At 59.1% G+C, this 15,202-nt stretch carries 15 protein-coding genes; 9 read left to right on the forward strand and 6 right to left on the reverse strand.

The genetic code is table 11. The features are described 5' to 3' along the window. Positions 1 to 175: 175 nt before the first annotated feature. The 3 genes from B3797_RS10955 to yeiP all read right to left on the reverse strand — a co-directional run bounded on the left by B3797_RS10955 (position 176) and on the right by yeiP (position 2,543). Positions 176 to 877 carry a phosphatase PAP2 family protein gene (locus B3797_RS10955; RefSeq protein ID WP_311782630.1) on the reverse strand — a complete coding sequence of 234 codons (702 nt, stop codon included), beginning with the start codon at positions 875 to 877 and terminating at the stop codon, positions 176 to 178. Positions 878 to 919: 42 nt separating this feature from the next. After that, complete coding sequence (locus B3797_RS10960) at positions 920 to 1,897, reverse strand: GTP-binding protein (RefSeq protein ID WP_311782629.1); 978 nt, start codon at positions 1,895 to 1,897, stop codon at positions 920 to 922. Between the two features lie 73 nt (positions 1,898 to 1,970). Then, entirely contained in the window at positions 1,971 to 2,543 is a 573-nt protein-coding gene (gene yeiP / locus B3797_RS10965; protein WP_103794119.1) for an elongation factor P-like protein YeiP, read from the reverse strand. Positions 2,544 to 2,703: 160 nt separating this feature from the next. Here yeiP and B3797_RS10970 point away from each other — a divergent pair, with 160 nt between their 5' ends. The 4 genes from B3797_RS10970 to fruA all read left to right on the forward strand — a co-directional run bounded on the left by B3797_RS10970 (position 2,704) and on the right by fruA (position 7,006). Then, positions 2,704 to 2,958 carry a YkgJ family cysteine cluster protein gene (locus B3797_RS10970; RefSeq protein WP_311791086.1) on the forward strand — a complete coding sequence of 85 codons (255 nt, stop codon included), beginning with the start codon at positions 2,704 to 2,706 and terminating at the stop codon, positions 2,956 to 2,958. A 274-nt stretch (positions 2,959 to 3,232) separates the two neighbouring features. Continuing rightward, a complete protein-coding gene (gene fruB / locus B3797_RS10975) occupies positions 3,233 to 4,363 on the forward strand; it encodes a fused PTS fructose transporter subunit IIA/HPr protein (protein ID WP_311791087.1) in 1,131 nt (376 codons plus the stop codon). After that, on the forward strand, positions 4,360 to 5,298 hold the full coding sequence (gene fruK, locus B3797_RS10980; RefSeq protein WP_311782626.1) for a 1-phosphofructokinase: 939 nt from the start codon (positions 4,360 to 4,362) through the stop codon (positions 5,296 to 5,298). Before fruB ends, fruK begins: the two co-directional genes overlap by 4 nt. Before the next feature lie 16 nt (positions 5,299 to 5,314). After that, positions 5,315 to 7,006, forward strand: coding sequence for a PTS fructose transporter subunit IIBC (gene fruA / locus B3797_RS10985; RefSeq protein WP_311782625.1), 1,692 nt, complete (start codon positions 5,315 to 5,317; stop codon positions 7,004 to 7,006). 95 nt (positions 7,007 to 7,101) lie between these two features. Here the strand turns inward: fruA and nfo are convergent, their stop codons facing one another. Continuing rightward, entirely contained in the window at positions 7,102 to 7,947 is an 846-nt protein-coding gene (gene nfo, locus B3797_RS10990) for a deoxyribonuclease IV (protein WP_311791088.1), read from the reverse strand. A gap of 222 nt (positions 7,948 to 8,169) precedes the next feature. Here nfo and B3797_RS10995 point away from each other — a divergent pair, with 222 nt between their 5' ends. The 5 genes from B3797_RS10995 to B3797_RS11015 all read left to right on the forward strand — a co-directional run bounded on the left by B3797_RS10995 (position 8,170) and on the right by B3797_RS11015 (position 13,090). Then, on the forward strand, positions 8,170 to 8,550 hold the full coding sequence (locus tag B3797_RS10995) for a YkvA family protein (protein ID WP_311782624.1): 381 nt from the start codon (positions 8,170 to 8,172) through the stop codon (positions 8,548 to 8,550). Positions 8,551 to 8,559: 9 nt separating this feature from the next. Continuing rightward, positions 8,560 to 9,426 carry a DNA-binding transcriptional regulator YeiE gene (yieE, locus tag B3797_RS11000; protein WP_311782623.1) on the forward strand — a complete coding sequence of 289 codons (867 nt, stop codon included), beginning with the start codon at positions 8,560 to 8,562 and terminating at the stop codon, positions 9,424 to 9,426. A gap of 129 nt (positions 9,427 to 9,555) precedes the next feature. Continuing rightward, positions 9,556 to 11,022: an amino acid permease gene (locus tag B3797_RS11005; RefSeq protein ID WP_311791089.1), complete on the forward strand. Its 1,467-nt coding sequence runs from the start codon at positions 9,556 to 9,558 to the stop codon at positions 11,020 to 11,022. Positions 11,023 to 11,246: 224 nt separating this feature from the next. Next, on the forward strand, positions 11,247 to 12,305 hold the full coding sequence (locus B3797_RS11010) for a FecCD family ABC transporter permease (RefSeq protein ID WP_033750328.1): 1,059 nt from the start codon (positions 11,247 to 11,249) through the stop codon (positions 12,303 to 12,305). Then, positions 12,302 to 13,090, forward strand: a complete 789-nt coding sequence (locus B3797_RS11015) for an ABC transporter ATP-binding protein (RefSeq protein WP_311791090.1) — start codon at positions 12,302 to 12,304, stop codon at positions 13,088 to 13,090. The genes B3797_RS11010 and B3797_RS11015 overlap by 4 nt, the downstream gene beginning before the upstream one ends. A 51-nt stretch (positions 13,091 to 13,141) precedes the next feature. Here B3797_RS11015 and fghA read toward each other — a convergent pair whose 3' ends face one another. After that, positions 13,142 to 13,984: an S-formylglutathione hydrolase gene (gene fghA, locus B3797_RS11020; RefSeq protein ID WP_311791091.1), complete on the reverse strand. Its 843-nt coding sequence runs from the start codon at positions 13,982 to 13,984 to the stop codon at positions 13,142 to 13,144. A gap of 12 nt (positions 13,985 to 13,996) precedes the next feature. Continuing rightward, positions 13,997 to 15,121: an S-(hydroxymethyl)glutathione dehydrogenase/class III alcohol dehydrogenase gene (locus B3797_RS11025; protein WP_120453184.1), complete on the reverse strand. Its 1,125-nt coding sequence runs from the start codon at positions 15,119 to 15,121 to the stop codon at positions 13,997 to 13,999. Positions 15,122 to 15,202 lie beyond the last annotated feature (81 nt).

Consider the following 15,202-nt stretch of genomic DNA (forward strand, 5'->3'; position numbering starts at 1 on the left):
GCCAGGAAAAAGGGCCTTTATCAGCAAAAAACATCATAATCTTTTCTTTATATCAGCAGATAATTAGCTTGCTAATAATAATGAGCTGATTTTATTAAGCGCGGAGGGATAAGAAAAAGGCCATTCTTCCATCCGCGCTTATCAATCTATTTCGTCTTGTTCTGTTCAGGAATATTCAGGGCTTATATTTGCCCGGCAGTTTACGGTAGAAGAAACTGACAATGGCATCGCTCAGCGGCGTCAGCAGCACCCAGCTTAGTCCAGCCAGCAGCACCGAAAGCGAACCGACGGCAATATCGGTAAACCAGTGTGCGCCCGCCATCACGCGCGGCAGCGCGAAAATCACCACGATAGCCGCGCCGATAAGAAAGGCGCGGAAGCCAAAATAGCGCCACATAAAACAGGCAAAAATCATCAGCATCATGCCGTGGTCGCCAGGGAAGCTGTTGGATGAGGCGTCTTTGGCCGGGATGCCGGTCAGCTCGCTGACGCGATGCGCATTTTCGAAAAACAGCGTCGGGCTTTTATGCTGCACCGGTAACAGATGGCCGAGCTGGTTGAGGATAACCGCGCTGAACAGCATGGTAATGCCGATCGCCAGCAGACGACGACGGCCCGGCGGCGTTTCACGACGCCAGTAAAAGAGGTAAAGCGCACCCATCGCCAGCAGCGATACCAGATCGAAACCACGGAAGTTGGTGATCGCCACCAGCATGGCAAAGCCAGGGTGATCGACCATCTGGTTATTGAAGCTGAAAAAAATCCCTTTATCGACGGCTGCCCAGAAACCGTGATCGGGTGGCAGATACCAGGAAAGAAACAGGACAACGCCAAGCGCGTTGAGCAGCAAAATTGTGATAAGACGAGTTGCGCGCATCGTATTCACTCAAATAAAAATTAACGGCAGAAACTAACCTGGCTAGTTTAAACGAAGCCTCAACAGCTGGGACTGCAAACGATTCCAGTCCACCGGCTGCGAGTGGATCAGTTCAATACGGCTATCGGGCGCAACCTCAGCGAGCGTTTCGACATCTATAGCGCCCTTTTGGCCATTAATGCGCAGCGAGCCGTCCGGCGTGCGCAGCACGCCTTTAATGCGATCGACCGGCGCAAGACGCGCCCAGTCGAGCAGCGCTGCGCCATCAAATAGCGTCGCGTCGTCGAAGATCCAGCCGCAGGCAACGTAACCCTGGCCTTCATTTAACGCGCGCCGCCAGCGCGTTCCGCCATCAAGGCGCAGCGCGGCCAGGCCGCTGTCGCGTTTAAGGTGAGCATGATGATGCGCAGGCTGCGGCAGCGTTTGACGGTTTGTGCGCGGCAGATCGAGCAGCGCAGGGTCGATTGCGCCAAAGCGGGTGGCGATAAAAGGGCGGCCGTTAAGCGTGGCGTCCTGCCACTGTTGCAGGCGCTGACGGTCATCTTCGCTCCAGCAATCGCTTTTATTGCCAATAATAAGGTCGGCCGCCGCCAGCTGATCGCGGAAATTTTCATTCGCCGTTACGCGCGGGTCAGCGAGCTGACGCGCATCAAGCAGGGTCAGCGTGGCGTTAAGCTGCAGGTGCGGCTGATAGACCGGCGCGTTTAGCATCTCCAGCAGCTGGCGCGGATGGCCGAGCCCGGTGGGTTCAATCAGCAGACGATCGGGGCGGTTCTGCTTCAGCAGCATATTCAGCCCTACCTGCATTGGCAGGCCGTTGACGCAGCACATGCAGCCGCCGGGAATCTCCTTCAGCGCCGCGCCGCTGTCACGCAGCAGCGCGCCGTCAATGCCAATTTCGCCGAACTCATTAACCAGAACCGCCCACTTTTCCTGCTCCGGCTTGCCCGCCAGCAGATGGCGCAGCAGGGTGGTTTTACCGCTGCCAAGAAAGCCGGTAATAAGATTTACGCGCGTCATGCTCTCTGCCTCTTTAAACAAGAATGGCCGCGAAGGCGGCCATAATGTTACTTTATAACATGAATTGCGGCGGTTAGTCAGCGCGACTCATATAGCGGCGTTCGGCGATATGAATGCGGATGCGGTCGCCGTTGCTCAGGTATTCCGGCACCTGAATGCTCAGTCCGGTACTCATGCCGGCCGGTTTGGTACGGGCGCTGGCGGAGGCGCCTTTGATGCCCGGCGCGGTATCGACAATTTCCATATCCACGGTTTGCGGCAGTTCGAGTGCCAGCACCTGACCGTCCATCGTCAGCACCTGAATGCCCGGAATGCCGCCTTCAGGGATAAACAGCAGCTCTTCTTCGATCTGATCTTTCTTGAATGAGTAAGGCGTATAGTCCTCGTCATCCATAAAAACGTATTCGTCGCCGTCAATATAAGAGAAGGTGACGCTGCGGCGGCTGAGCTGGATAACGTCCAGAATATCGTCGCCTTTAAAACGTTCTTCTACCTTCAGACCGGTACGAATATCAGTGAAGCGCATTTTATACAGCGTGACGGCGCCGCGCGCGCTTGGGCTTTGAATATCGATATCTTTGACCAGCAGCAGCTTGCCGTTCCAGCTTACCGCCATCCCTTTTTTGATCTCATTCGCTCTTGGCATTGCAACTCTCGCTTAAAGGAGGATTCCGATGCGCGCCACGTTACTCGCGCCAGATTAAACAGGCAATATGGCGCTGGAAAAAATGCGCGCCATAACGCAGTCATGGCTTTCGTTCACGCGGGCTGTTATTGTCGCGGCTTCATACCCGCTGGAGCGCATCATGCAATGCCGTAGTCAGTGCGGCGCCTGCTGTACCGCGCCTTCTATCTCTTCGCCGATCCCCGGTATGCCGCATGGCAAACCGGCGAATACGTCCTGCATCCAGCTTGATGCCGATCTGCGTTGCAAACTGTTCGGCTCCCCGCTGCGGCCCGCCGTCTGCGCTGGCTTACAGCCGTCGCGCGAAATGTGCGGCGCCACTCGCCATGATGCCATGGTCTACCTGCTGCAGCTGGAAGCGGATACCGCGCCCTGAGCCTGCTGACGGTGCTGACGTTTTCGCGCCGCGTTAAGGCGCCGTTACAGCATCGCTTTCAGCTTACACCCTCTTAATTTCGTCCGGCCCTTCTGAATTGTGCGTAACGTCAAAAATCTGCTACGCATTTTACGCATTTCCTTGCATGGCCTTGTGCGCTGTACCAGACTCCTTGAAACGTTTCAGCGTAGCAGACACGCGCCTTGCGCAACGTCGCCGCGCTTTAAACGGCCATCAGGCTGAAACGATTCAATTTCAGTAAGCGAGGAGAAATATGTTCCAGCTCGAATTGCAGGCCATCCACACCGGAGCCAGTGCGCAAAACAAAGAAGAGGCTATCCGCCAGGTCGCCGCGGCGCTGACCGCGGCGGGCAACGTGGCGGAGGGCTATGTTAACGGCATGCTGGCGCGCGAGCAGCAGACCTCAACTTTCCTGGGCAACGGCATCGCCATTCCACACGGCACCACCGATACGCGCGACCTGGTGCTGAAAACCGGCGTACAGGTATTTCAGTTTCCGCAGGGCATCGCCTGGGGCGAAGATCAGATCGCGTATGTGGCGATCGGCATCGCCGCGAAATCTGACGAACATCTGGCGCTGCTGCGTCAGCTGACGCATGTGCTGAGCGACGACAGCATTGCCGAACAGCTGAAAACCGCCTCGGCGGAAGATCTGCGCGCGCTGCTGATGGGTGAAAAACAGCCGGCTGAATTTAGCTTCGACACCTCGCTGATTACCTTAGACGTGGCCGCAAACGATCTGATTACGCTACAGGCGCTCAATGCCGGTCGCCTGCAGGCGGCTGGCGCGGTAGACGCCAGCTTTGTCGCCGACGTAGTGGCCGCGACGCCGCTGAGCCTGGGGCAGGGCATCTGGCTGAGCGACAGCCGCCGCGGCAATCTGCGCAGCGCGGTCGCGGTCAGCCGCACCGCCACCCCTGGCGAGCACGAAGGGGAAAAAGTGGCGCTGCTGGTGACGGTTTCCGCCGTCGACGATCGTCCGCTGGAGGTATTGAGCTATCTCAGCGCGCTGCTGCTCAACGGTAAGGCGGATCGCCTGCTGAAAGCGGACGCAGCGGGCCTCTATGCGCTGCTGACCAGCGAAGTGGACGAGCAGGCCGAGGTGCTGAGCGCAGAGTTCACCATTCGTAACGAGCATGGGCTGCATGCGCGTCCCGGTACGGCGCTGGTCAGCGTTATCAAACAGTTCAACAGTGATATTACCGTCACTAACCTCGACGGCAGCGGCAAACCCGCCAACGGCCGTAGCCTGATGAAAGTGGTCGCGCTGGGCGTGAAGAAAGGTCACCGTCTGCGTTTTACCGCCAGCGGCGACGATGCGCAGCAGGCGCTGAACGCCATTGAAGAGGCGATCAATTCCGGTCTGGGTGAGGGGGCAGCATGAGCAGACGCGTCGCAACTATTACCCTGAATCCCGCCTATGATCTGGTGGGTTTTACCCCGGAGATCGAGCGCGGCGAAGTCAACCTGGTGAAAACTACCGGGCTGCACGCGGCGGGCAAAGGCATTAACGTGGCAAAAGTGCTGAAGGATCTCGGCATTGACGTGACGGTCGGCGGCTTCCTTGGCAAAGAGAATCAGGACGGCTTTCAGCAGCTGTTCAGCGAGCTGGGCATCGCCAACCGTTTTCAGGTGGTGCCGGGCCGCACCCGCATCAACGTCAAGCTCACCGAGCAGAACAACGACGTTACCGATCTTAACTTCTCCGGTTTTGAAGTAAGCCAGCAGGACTGGGATCGCTTTACCAGCGACTCGCTCACCTGGCTGGGCCAGTTCGACATGGTGTGCGTCAGCGGCAGCCTGCCGTCGGGCGTACAGCCGGAAGCCTTTACCCGCTGGATGAGCGAGCTGCGCACCCTTTGCCCCTGCATTATTTTCGACAGCAGCCGTGAAGCGCTGGTGGCGGGCCTGAAAGCCGCGCCCTGGCTGGTGAAGCCAAACCGCCGCGAGCTGGAAATCTGGGCCGGTCGCAAACTGCCGACGCTGCAGGATGTGATTGGCGCGGCGCATGAACTGCGCGAGCAGGGCATCGCCCATGTGGTGATTTCTCTGGGCGCCGAGGGCGCGCTCTGGGTGAACGCCTCAGGCGAATGGATCGCCAAACCGCCGGTGTGTGAAGTAGTCAGCACCGTGGGCGCAGGCGATTCAATGGTCGGCGGGCTGATCTACGGCCTGCTGATGCGTGAATCCAGCGAGCATACGCTGCGTCTTGCGACGGCAGTGGCGGCGATGGCCGTCAGCCAGAGCAACGTCGGCGTGACCGATCGTACCCAGTTGGCCGCAATGATGGCGCGCGTCGACTTACAACCCGTTAACTGACAGCAGGAGAGCGATAATGAAAACGCTGCTGATAAAAGATCCTTCTATTGGGCTGGCCTCTGCCTATATGGCGCAACAGCGTCTGGCGGCGGCCGCCGCGCAGGCTGGCTTAACCCTGACGGAAAACCCGGCGGAAGCGGAGCTGGTGATCGTTGCCGGCCGCGAGCTGCCGAACGACGCCGCGCTGAACGGCAAACCGGTCTGGCTGGGCGATGTGCAGCAGGCCGTACGCGCGCCAGAGCAGTTCCTTGCTCAGGCGAAAGCGGAAGCGAAACCCTGGCAGCCAGCCGCTGTCGCTGCGGCGCCAGCCGCCGCGCAGTCAGGCGGTCAGAAACGTATTGTTGCGGTCACCGCCTGTCCGACCGGCGTGGCGCACACCTTTATGGCCGCCGAAGCTATTCAGGCAGAAGCGACCAAACGCGGCTGGTGGGTGAAAGTGGAAACCCGCGGCTCGGTCGGCGCAGGCAATGCGATTACGCCGGAAGAAGTGGCGGCGGCCGATCTGGTGATCGTCGCGGCGGATATCGAGGTTGATCTGGCGAAGTTCGCCGGTAAGCCAATGTACCGCACCTCAACCGGGCTGGCGCTGAAGAAAACCGCGCAGGAGCTGGATAAAGCCGTTGTCGAAGCCAGACCTTATAAAGCGGCTGGCGCGCAGAGCGGCGAGCAGCAGGACGAGAAAAAAGAGAAAGCGGGCGCTTACCGTCACCTGTTGACCGGCGTCTCTTATATGCTGCCGATGGTGGTGGCGGGCGGTCTGAGCATTGCGCTCTCCTTCGCCTTCGGTATTACCGCCTTTAAAGAGCCGGGCACGCTGGCAGCGGCGCTGATGCAGATCGGCGGCGGCAGCGCCTTCGCGCTGATGGTACCGGTGCTGGCGGGCTATATCGCTTTCTCCATCGCGGATCGTCCCGGCCTGACGCCAGGCCTGATTGGCGGCATGATCGCCACCAGCATTAACGCCGGCTTCCTCGGCGGCATTATCGCCGGTTTCATTGCCGGTTACGCAGCGAAGCTGATCAGCGGCAAGGTCAAACTGCCGCAGAGTATGGAAGCGCTGAAGCCAATCCTGATTATTCCGCTGTTTGCCAGCCTGATCACCGGCCTGCTGATGATCTACGTAGTAGGCAAACCGGTCGCGGCGATCATGAGCGGCCTGACCGCATGGCTGGCGAATATGGGTACGGCGAATGCGGTGCTGCTGGGCGCGATTCTGGGCGGCATGATGTGTACCGATATGGGCGGCCCGGTGAACAAAGTGGCGTACGCCTTCGGTGTCGGGCTGCTCAGTTCGCAAACCTACGCGCCGATGGCGGCGATTATGGCTGCGGGTATGGTGCCACCGCTGGCGATGGGCGTAGCGACGCTGGTTGCGCGTCGTAAGTTTAATAAAGGTCAGCAGGAGGGCGGTAAAGCGGCGCTGGTGTTGGGTCTCTGCTTTATCTCCGAGGGCGCGATTCCCTTCGCGGCGCGTGACCCGATGCGCGTACTGCCGTGTTGTATCGTCGGCGGCGCGATTACCGGCGCGATCTCTATGTATATCGGCGCGAAGCTGATGGCACCACACGGCGGGCTGTTCGTGCTGCTTATTCCTGGCGCGATTACGCCGGTGCTGGGCTACCTGGTATCGATTATCGTCGGCACCGCAGTAGCGGGTCTGGGTTACGCCATTCTGAAACGCCCGGAAGAGGAGCTGGCGAAAGCCTGAACCCCGGCGTAACAGAAAAGGAGAAGGGAGCCAGATGGCTCCCTTCTTTTTTATTGCCTCAGCCTTACCCGCTGCTTTAAAGCAGCAGCGCGCCTTTAACTTTTCTGCTCTGACTTCAGCCAGGCGATCTCATCCTTCCAGATATCCGGATTAATGGTTTCCAGAATCAGCGGGATGCCGTCGAAGCGCGCATCCTTCATCAGCCAGCTAAAGACCGTTTTGCCGATATTGCCTTCGCCCAGGCTGTGATGACGATCGACGCGGCTGCCAAAGGCGCTTTTGGCGTCGTTAAGGTGCATGCCGCGCAGGTACTGCAGGCCGACGATGCGCTCAAAGGCGGCGAAGGTCTCTTCGCACGCCGCTTCGGTACGCAGATCGTAGCCGCCGGCAAAGGCGTGGCAGGTATCGATACAGACGCCGACGCGGGATTTATCCTCAACGAGCTCGATAATCGTCGCCAGGTGTTCGAAGCGGAAGCCGAGGTTGCTGCCCTGACCGGCCGTGTTTTCAATCACCGCCACAACCTGCGACGTCTTATCCAGCGCAATATTCACCGACTCGGCGATGCGCTTCAGGCAGGCTTCTTCCTCGATCTGATTCAGATGGCTGCCGGGATGGAAGTTAAGCAGGGTCAGACCCAGCTGCTCAGCGCGCTGCATCTCATCAATAAAGGCTGCGCGCGATTTTTCCAGCGCGTCCATAACCGGATGGCCGAGGTTAATCAGAAAGCTGTCGTGTGGCAGGATCTGCTGTGGGCCAAAATTATATTTTTCACAGGCGGCTTTAAACGCGTCGATAGTGGCGGCAGAGAGCGGGGCCGCCTTCCACTGTCGCTGATTCTTGGTAAACAGGGCAAACGCGGTGGCTTCCAGTTCATGGGCACGAATCACTGCCTGATCTACGCCGCCAGCAGCGCTGACGTGTGCGCCGATATATTTCATGCCGCTTCTCCTGAAAAGGCTGACTAAAAGAAGCCCGCATCATACCCGATGCGCCTGATGCAAGAAATGCTGCGCCAGCAGATTGAACCTGGCTGGCGGCAATCGTGGCGTTCTGGGCATCGCACAGTCTTTATATGTCATGTGAACCACGCGCCGCGCTGGCTTAAAGGTGAAATTGCTAATATATTTGCAATCAACCAGATAAACCGATAAGGCCGAAAGATGTTATTTGCCCGTTTGCGCCGCTGGGCCGCCCTGATCAAAAAAGATGTGCTGACGCTGTGGTTCGCCTGCCGCGATCCGCGTACGCCGTGGTGGTTTAAGCTGCTGGCGTTTGGGCTGGTGGCCTATGCGCTCAGCCCCATCGATCTTATCCCCGACTTCATCCCGATTATCGGCCTGCTGGACGATGCGATTATTATTCCGCTGGGCGTGCTGATCCTGCTGCGTCTGCTGCCGCGCGACGTGCGCATCAGCAGCGCGGAGCGCGCCGAAGTACAGCGCGCGCGCGGCAAAAAGGTCGTCAGCGGCTTTGGCCTGGTTTTAATGGTGCTGATCTGGCTGGCGGTGCTGTTTTACCTGGTGCATCGCTACGCCATGTGAGGAGAAACCATGCATATCACGCTGCGTCAGATAGAAGTGTTTACCGAGGTGTTGAAAAGCGGCTCGACGACTCAGGCCTCGCAGGTGCTGGCGCTCTCGCAGTCTGCGGTGAGTGCGGCGCTGGCGGACCTGGAGGGCCAGCTTGGCGTACAGCTGTTCGATCGCGTCGGCAAGCGGCTGGTGCTGAACGAACACGGTCGTTTGCTCTATCCGCGCGCCATTGGCCTGCTGGAGCAGGCGAGTGAAATCGAACAGCTGTTTAAAGAGGACAACGGCGCAATCCGTATTTACGCCAGCAGCACCATCGGCAATTACCTGCTGCCGGGCATGATAGCCGCTTTTCGCCGCGACTTTCCCGGCCTGCCGCTGGAGCTGAGCGTCGGCAACAGCCAGGACGTTATTAACGCCGTGGCCGATTTCCGCGTTGATGTCGGCCTGATTGAAGGGCCGTGTCATATGACCGAACTGGTGAGCGATCCCTGGCTGGAGGATGAGCTGGTGGTGTTCGCCGCGCCCGATGCGGAGATTCTGCGCCAGCCGGTCACGCTGGAGAGCCTCGGCAACGCGCCCTGGATCCTGCGCGAGCGCGGGTCCGGCACGCGTGAAATCGTTGACTATCTGCTGCTCTCGCATCTGCCAGCCTTTCAGCTGGGCATGGAGCTGGGTAATTCAGAGGCGATCAAGCATGCGGTGCGGCACAATATGGGCATCAGCTGCCTGTCGCGTCGCGTTATCGCCGATCTGCTGGAGGCGGGAACGCTGGTGGAACTGTCGATTCCGCTGCCGCGCCTGACGCGCACCCTCTACCGTATTCACCATCGTCAGAAGCATCTTTCCAGGGCGCTTAATCGCTTTCTCTCTTACTGCCGCGAGTAGCCGCAAGAGGTTTTTGCTTATAATTCAGCGGCGATCATGAAGGTAACTAATAACACGGCGCCAGTGCTATACAGGGCAGGGTGAATTGCTACAATCGCGCCTCATTTTTAGCGAGCCTAGTGTTTACACATGCATAACGACACAAATACAACACAACAACCTGCGTTACGACGCGAGTTAAAGGCGCGTCACCTGACGATGATCGCCATCGGCGGTTCGATCGGCACCGGCCTTTTTGTCGCCTCCGGCGCCACGATCTCTCAGGCAGGCCCCGGCGGCGCGCTGCTTTCCTACGCGCTGATTGGCCTGATGGTCTACTTCCTGATGACCAGCCTTGGCGAGCTGGCGGCTTTTATGCCGGTTTCCGGCTCTTTCGCCACCTACGGTTCAAAATATGTTGAAGAAGGCTTTGGTTTCGCCCTGGGCTGGAACTACTGGTACAACTGGGCGGTCACCATCGCCGTGGATCTCGTCGCCTCGCAGCTGGTAATGAACTACTGGTTCCCTGATACGCCGGGCTGGATCTGGAGCGCGCTGTTCCTCTGCCTGATGTTCCTGCTTAACTTCATCTCCGTGAAAGGCTTCGGCGAAGCGGAATACTGGTTCTCGCTGATTAAGGTCGCCACCGTCATTATCTTTATCGTCGTCGGCGTACTGATGATCCTTGGCATTCTGCGCGGCGGCGAACATGCCGGCTGGCATAACTGGCAGGTCGGCGACGCGCCGTTCGCGGGTGGGTTCGCCGCGATGATTGGCGTGGCGATGATAGTCGGCTTCTCTTTCCAGGGCACTGAGCTTATCGGTATCGCGGCGGGGGAGTCGGAAGATCCGGCGAAAAACATTCCGCGCGCGGTGCGTCAGGTTTTCTGGCGTATTCTGCTGTTCTATATCTTCGCTATCCTGATTATCAGCCTGATCCTGCCTTATACCGATCCGCAGCTGCTGCATAACGATGTAACCGATATCAGCGTCAGTCCTTTTACCCTGGTGTTCCAGAATGCGGGCCTGCTGTCGGCGGCGGCGGTGATGAACGCGGTCATTCTGACCTCGGTGCTGTCGGCGGGCAACTCCGGCATGTATGCCTCAACGCGCATGCTCTATAACCTGGCGAGCGAAGGCAAAGCGCCGCGCATTTTCGCGCAGCTGTCGAAAGGCGGCGTGCCGCGCAACGCGCTGCTGGCGACCACCGTCGTGGCGGGTCTCTGCTTCCTGACCTCGAAGTTCGGCAACCAGGAGGTCTATCTGTGGCTGCTGAATACCTCTGGTATGACCGGCTTTATCGCCTGGCTGGGCATTGCCATCAGCCACTATCGCTTCCGTCGCGGCTATATCGCGCAGGGCCACAGCCTTGACGATCTGCCGTACCGTTCAGGCTTTTTCCCGGTCGGCCCGATTTTTGCCTTCGTGCTCTGTCTGATCATCACGCTGGGCCAGAACTATCAGGCTTTCCTTAACGACAAAATCGACTGGTACGGCGTCGCCGCTACCTATATCGGACTGCCGCTGTTTTTGATTATCTGGTTCGGCTACAGGCTGACGCGAGGCACCCGTTTCGTGAAGTACAGCGACATGGAATTCCCGATCCACAAAGAGTAAGGCTACAGAACAGATGACGAGGCCCGCAGAGCAAAGCGCCTGACTCACAGAAGCGTGGGTTGCCTTTGCGCTCGGGCCTTGTTATTTGCGGTAGCACAGGAAGCGCGGCGGGGCCGCGCTTTTTGCGTTAAGGTGCCTTTTTGTTTAGGTTGAAGAATTGATAATTATTATCATCTGCTCTATTGTGGCAGCGTTTTCGACCGAACCTTTAGAACAGGCTTTTTATGACGGACTCAACTCTGCCCGCGCAGGGCGCTATGGGCCGCTATCATCAGGTATTGCGCCGCCGCATGCTGATGATCGCCGTACTGGTGCTGGCCATTATTGCCTCGCTGGTGCTGGATTTTACGCTTGGCCCGGCTGGACTCTCGCTGCCGACGCTGTGGCAATCTCTGCTTCACCCCGCAACCGTCGACGCCGGTACGCGCGTCATTGTCTGGGATATCCGCTTGCCCTATGCGCTGATGGCGGTGGTGGTGGGATTTTGTCTTGGGCTGGCAGGCGCCGAAATGCAGACCATCCTGAATAACCCGCTGGCCAGCCCCTTTACCCTGGGCGTCTCCTCGGCGGCGGCTTTTGGCGCGGCGCTGGCGATTATTCTCGGCATCGGCATTCCTGGCGTGCCGGATCAGTGGCTGATTTCCGCCAACGCCTTTGTTTTTGCCCTGTTCGCCGCGCTGATGCTCGACGGCGTGACGCGCTGGACGCGGGTCTCTACCTCAGGCGTGGTGCTGTTTGGCATTGCGCTGGTGTTTACCTTTAACGCGCTGGTGTCGATGATGCAGTTTATCGCCAGTGAAGATACCCTGCAGGGCCTGGTGTTCTGGACCATGGGCAGCCTCGCGCGTGCCTCCTGGGAGAAGCTGGGCGTGCTGAGCGCCGCGTTTGCGCTGCTGCTGCCGTTCTCGCTGCTCAGCAGCTGGAAGCTGACCGCGCTGCGCCTCGGCGAAGACCGCGCGGTCAGTTTCGGCATCGACGTGCGCCGCTTACGCCTCGCGACGCTGCTGCGCATCAGTATTCTTTCCGCGCTGGCGGTTGCCTTTGTCGGGCCGATCGGCTTTATCGGGCTGGTGGCGCCGCATATCGCCCGCATGATTTTCGGCGAAGATCATCGCTACTATCTGCCTGCCAGCGCCCTGACCGGCGCGCTGGTGCTTTCGATGGCGTCGGTGGCGTCGAAAAACCTGATCCCTGGCGTGATTATTCCCGTTGGCATCGTCACCTCGCTGGTTGGCGTGCCTTTCTTCCTGAGCATTATTCTGCGCCACCGGGGGAATGTATGAGCCAGGGATTGACGTTAAAACACTTCACGACGGGCTACCCGAAACGCAAAGTCATTGAGGATCTCAGCGTACCGCTGTTGCCGCGCGGCAAAATTACGGTGCTGCTGGGGCCGAACGGCTGCGGCAAATCGACGCTGCTGCGCGCGCTGGCCGGGCTGAACAAAGGGCAGGGCGAACTCTGGCTGAACGGCGAAGAGCTGATGCAGCAGCCTTTTGCCCGCCGCGCCCGGCGCGTGGTCTATCTGCCGCAGTCGCTGCCTGCGGGCGTGCATCTGCATGTGCTGGAGTCGATCATCGTGGCGCAGCGCGCGTCCGGCGGGCTGCATAACGCTGCCAGCGAAGCGGAAGTGATGTATCTGCTGGAACAGCTTGGCATTTCGCATCTGGCGATGCGCTATCTCGATCAGCTTTCGGGCGGCCAGAAACAGCTGGTGGGCCTGGCGCAGTCGCTGATCCGTCGCCCGGAACTGCTGCTGCTGGATGAGCCGCTGAGCGCGCTGGATCTTAACTATCAGTTCCATGTGATGGATCTGGTGCGGCGCGAAACCGCCCAGCGCAATATCATTACCGTGGTGGTGGTGCATGACATTAATATCGCCTTACGCCATGCGCACCATGCGCTGATGCTGAAAGAGGGCGCGCTAATAGCGGACGGCGCGCCGGATCGGGTGATTACGCCAGAAACGCTGGCGCAGGTCTATGGCGTGAAAGGACGTATTGAGCGCTGCTCGCAGGGGATGCCGCAGGTGATGATCGACGGGCTGGCGGATTCAGCGCTGGTTTAAATAGCGTGCCGCACAGCTAAAATTCAGGGCCGCATTGCGGCCCTGAACGTTCTACACCAGCAGATGCTGCGCATGGAAGCGCAGATGATCCTCGACGAAGGTCGCGATGAAGTAGTAGCTGTGGTCATAGCCGGGCTGCACGCGCAGCGTCAGCGGGAATCCCACCTCTCTTGCCACCACATCCAGCCGCTCCGGCTGTAGCTGATCCGCCAGGAACTGATCGCTGTCTCCCTGATCGATCAGGATCGGCAGACGCGACTGCACCTCGCGCATCAGCGCGCAGCTGTCATAGTCGCGCCAGGCTGCGCGGTCCTCGCCCAGGTAGGCGCTGAACGCTTTCTGACCCCAGGGCACTTCGCTGGGATTGACGATAGGCGCAAAAGCCGACGCCGACGCGAAGCGGTTGCCGAGGCGCAGCGCCAGCATCAGCGCGCCGTGGCCGCCCATCGAATGCCCCATAATCGACTGCCGCTCGCTGATACTGAAGTTGCCGGCGATCAGCGTCGGCAGCTCCTGGCTCAGGTAGTCGAACATGCGGTAGTGCGCTGACCAGGGCGCCTGGGTGGCGTTGAGATAGAACCCCGCGCCCTGACCAAGATCGTAAGCGGCGTCGTTGGCGACCGCATCGCCGCGCGGGCTGGTGTCCGGCATAATTAACACCAGTCCCAGCTCCGAGGCGACGCGCTGCGCGCCGGATTTGGTGCTGAAATTCTCATCCGTACAGGTCAGCCCTGCCAGAAACCACACCGCGGGCGGCGGCGTGTCGTCTTTCGGACTGGGCAAAAAAATGCTGAAGGTCATCGGGCAGTTCAGCACGTCTGACTGATGTCGCCAGCGTTGTTGCCAGCCGCCGAACATCCGGTGTTCTTCCAGCAGTTCCAGCGTGGTTGCCATATCGCCTCCCGATTACTTGTTAAAGTGCACCACCGAACGAATAGATTTACCTTCGTGCATCAGATCGAAGGCCTCATTAATCTCTTCCAGCGGCATGGTGTGGGTAATAAAGTCGTTCAGGGCGAATTTACCGTCCAGATAGTCCTGCACGATGCCCGGCAGCTGCGAGCGGCCCTTCACGCCGCCGAAGGCGGAACCGCGCCAGACGCGACCGGTGACCAGCTGGAACGGACGGGTAGAGATCTCTTCGCCCGCGCCGGCCACGCCGATAATTACCGATTCGCCCCAGCCTTTATGGCAGCACTCCAGCGCGGAACGCATGACGTTGACGTTGCCGATGCACTCAAAGGAGAAATCTACGCCGCCGTCGGTCATCTCAACGATAACGTCCTGGATCGGTTTCTCATAATCTTTCGGATTCACCAGATCGGTGGCGCCCAGCTTGCGTGCCAGGTCGAACTTGCTGGTATTGATGTCGATACCGATAATGCGTCCGGCTTTCGCCATTTTCGCGCCGATAATCGCCGACAGACCGATGCCGCCGAGGCCGAAAATCGCTACGGTATCGCCTTCTTTAACTTTGGCGGTATTCATCACCGCGCCCATGCCGGTAGTGACGCCGCAGCCCAGCAGGCAAACTTCTTCCAGCGGCGCTTCTTTGCTGATTTTCGCCAGCGAAATTTCCGGCACGACGGTGTACTCGGAGAACGTCGAGGTGCCCATATAGTGGAAAATCGGCTTGCCGTCTTTAAAGAAGCGCGTCGTGCCGTCCGGCATCAGGCCTTTGCCCTGGGTAGAGCGGATCGCCTGGCAGAGGTTAGTTTTGCCCGACAGGCAGAATTTGCACTTGCCGCACTCTGGCGTGTAAAGCGGGATCACATGATCGCCTACTTCGACGCTGGTCACGCCTTCGCCTACCGCTTCTACAATGCCGCCGCCTTCATGGCCGAGAATTGCCGGGAACACGCCTTCCGGATCTTTGCCCGACAGGGTATAGGCATCGGTATGGCAAACGCCGGTGGCAACGATACGCACCAGCACTTCGCCTTTTTGCGGCGGCATCAAATCCACTTCTTCGATTTTCAGCGGTTCGCCAGCGGCCCAGGCAACGGCGGCGCGGGTTTTGATCATGTTCATGCATTCCCTCTTGCGGTCAGATGAGGACGCGCCGAAACGGTCGCGTCCGTGGTCGTGATATCAATAAAAATAGCGCGTAAC

This window comes from Pantoea sp. UBA5923, assembly GCF_002431095.1.
GTDB classification, from domain to species: Bacteria; Pseudomonadota; Gammaproteobacteria; order Enterobacterales; family Enterobacteriaceae; genus Pantoea; species Pantoea piersonii.